Raw genomic sequence first — 2784 nt, forward strand, 5'->3', positions numbered from 1 at the left:
TGCATCCTTTTTGAGCTTTGCCCATCAAGAGACGAATAAAACTATACAAATGAATAAGCTTTATGTTTTAGATTTATATATCTATGCTACAAAACTCAAAGTGCAAAATATTTAGCATCTCTCACATAGCAATAAATCTTATATATCAAGGAGTTATGAACTATAGATTTAAAGGCAATAAAGACAGTGTATAGCCTTTCACTTCTTTTAAAGACATCTTTTTTTCGGTTACTTTTAGTAACATAAGAGACCAATTTGTGTGTTGATTTGCTTATTTTTTTCAAGCTTGAATTTTTTTATTCACCTACTGCAATTTTTGCAAACATTAAATAACTTTGACAATACAACACTCTATTAAATCCTCCCGACAAAACTGAACCATTTGGCATACAAATTGCTCTTTTAAGATAAGTTTTAATATTTGATGATTAAAAATCAGGAAAGAAAATTCTATATTTTGGAGAGGGAACATTGCTTTGGTGATAAGTGGTCTTCATCAATATCAATATCATCCGAAAACTGAGATTTTAGAAAGACTGCCATAGATGCTTGAAAGCCTGTATTTAAAAATTGAGACCATCTTTAAGAGCAAAGAGAAAAGTATAAAAGGAATTCCTATTCATGAAGCAGACTTTGTTGTTATTGATACAGAGCTTACAGGACTTGATGAAAGCAGGGATGAAATAGTGTCTATTGCTGGAGTCAGGATGAGAGGCAAAAAGATAAAGTTATGCAATGTCTTTTCCAGGCTAGTTAAACCTACATGCCCACTCAAAAAAGAGAGCGTTCTGGTGCATGGGATGGTTACATCAGAGCTTCAGACATCTCCCCATATAAAACCTGTGCTTGAAGAGTTTCTTGAATTTTTTAGAGACTCCATAATTGTTGGTCATTTTATCATTATTGATCTTGCATTTTTGAGAAGGGAGATACGGAGGCACCTTAAGGAGGATTTCAATCCCATAGCACTGGATACGCTATTTATATACAGGTGGCTTGTAAAGACAAAGGCCTTTCCAGAGGAGTGCCTAAATTATAGATCCCTCTGGGACATCGCAAAATTAATGAACATAGAGGCAAAGGAGGTGCACAATGCAATGGCAGAAGCCTTTATAACTGCACAGGTTTTTCAGAAACTCATCGTATATCTTGCAGAATTAAAGATTTCCACAGTTGATTCACTGCTTAGAATCGGCAAAGCTGATGTATCCGGATACATTAGCTTGAAGCATCAAACTTTATACCAGGGAGGAGGTTAGTATGGATGTAAAACAGTATTACTGGACTAGGGTCAGAAATATAACAATTATCTGGCTTATATTTTGGATTATTATCGCGGTAGTCTTGCCCTCGATGTCCCCATATTTCTGGAAAGGGGTCAGAATTCTCGGCTTACCTGTCTTGCACATGTATATGAATGCGTTTTTTGTGATAGTGGCTGGCGTCGCTCTGATATTCATATACGCAGCCATTATGAACAAGCTTGACCGCGACCTGAGAGAGAAGGTTGCAAAGGAGGAATTAGAATGAATATCAAACACCCTCTTAATGCTACAATCGTAGCTGCAGTAGTTTGGCTTGTCTTATCGTTCTTAGCCACATTCACGGTAGGCGAATTTACTGGCAGTATATTTTTGGTTGTCGGCTCCATATTTGTCTATCTTGTTCTGGCTCTGGCTCTTCGTTCCACATCAGCTGCCGACTTCTATGTAGCAGGCAGAGAAATCCCAGCTTTTGTTAACGGTGCCGCCACAGGTGCAGACTGGATGAGCGCTGCAAGCTACCTCTCGATGGCAGGCGCAATCGCCCTACTCGGGTATGACGCCATGCCGTTCATAATCGGATGGACATTAGGTTACACCCTCATGTCTTTTACAATCGCCCCATTTGTCAGAAAATCAAAGACATATACCGTCCCTGAGCTCCTCGAGAAGAGGGCAGGCGGCTGGGGACCTGTCAGGTCTGTGGCAGTTGTAATGATTTTTGTTATGTCTCTTACCTATCTTACAGCTCAACTTGTCGGAGTTGGGGTCGTCTTTTCAAGGTTTCTTGGCTTACCGGCCACTATATCGGTCTTCCTGGGGGTTTTCGGCGCCCTTGCATATGCATGGACAAGCGGATGGAAGAGCATCACATGGGTTCAGTTCCTCCAGTATTTCGTTATGATTTCCATGTATTGCACACCAGTCTTTATAGCCAGTTACTACCTTGGCTTACTGCCTCTCCCCTGGGTACAGTATGGCTGGCTTATTGACCAGATTCAAGCCCGCGAGGTTGCATTTAATCTGCCTTTATGGACAGAGCCTTTTGTAAGGACAGTTGGTGGCGGAAAGGGACCCTTTAACTGGATTTGCTTTGCACTCGTCCTTATGCTTGGCACAATGGGGCTCCCTCATATCCTCGTCAGGTTTTATACAGTCAGAACAGTTCAGGCTGCCAGAGTGAGCGTAGGATGGGCTCTTTTCTTTATCGGCTTGCTTTATATCACAGCAACAATTTATGCAGCTATCGCAAGGACTTCCTTCTCAGAGCTTTGGGGTAAACCTATGAGCGAAGTTATGGCAACCGCATGGATACAGAAGTGGCTTCCTACAGGTCTTGTTAAAATCGCAGACAAAAATGCCGATGGCATATTGCAGCCTCCCGAGATGGTGTTTCATGGAGATATAGTCGTCGTGGGCATGCCTGATATGTTTGGCATGTTCTGGCTGATTGCGCCACTTGTCGCTGTCGGTGGTCTGGCTGCAGCCCTGAGCACCGCTGATGGCTTACTCCTTGCAATGT

General features: G+C 41.8%; 3 protein-coding genes. All 3 read left to right on the forward strand.

Annotation, left to right across the window (positions count from 1 at the left end):
* Positions 1-545: 545 nt before the first annotated feature.
* Entirely contained in the window at positions 546-1259 is a 714-nt protein-coding gene (locus tag AC3EBE_RS18925) for a 3'-5' exonuclease (protein WP_488596591.1), read from the forward strand.
* Between the two features lies 1 nt (position 1260).
* Positions 1261-1530 (forward strand): sodium/substrate symporter small subunit, encoded by a 270-nt coding sequence (locus AC3EBE_RS18930; protein ID WP_488596592.1) that lies wholly within the window; start codon positions 1261-1263, stop codon positions 1528-1530.
* On the forward strand, positions 1527-2784 hold a 1258-nt coding region (locus AC3EBE_RS18935; protein WP_488596593.1), incomplete at its 3' end, for a VC_2705 family sodium/solute symporter. The genes AC3EBE_RS18930 and AC3EBE_RS18935, both read left to right, overlap by 4 nt.

The organism is Mesobacillus sp. (assembly GCF_057785455.1).

Bases quoted from the DNA above. Each gene is read 5' to 3' on its own strand.
- AC3EBE_RS18925 (WP_488596591.1), top strand. From the start codon at position 546: ATGCTTGAAAGCCTGTATTTAAAAATTGAGACCATCTTTAAGAGCAAA.
- AC3EBE_RS18930 (WP_488596592.1), top strand. From the start codon at position 1,261: ATGGATGTAAAACAGTATTACTGGACTAGGGTCAGAAATATAACAATT.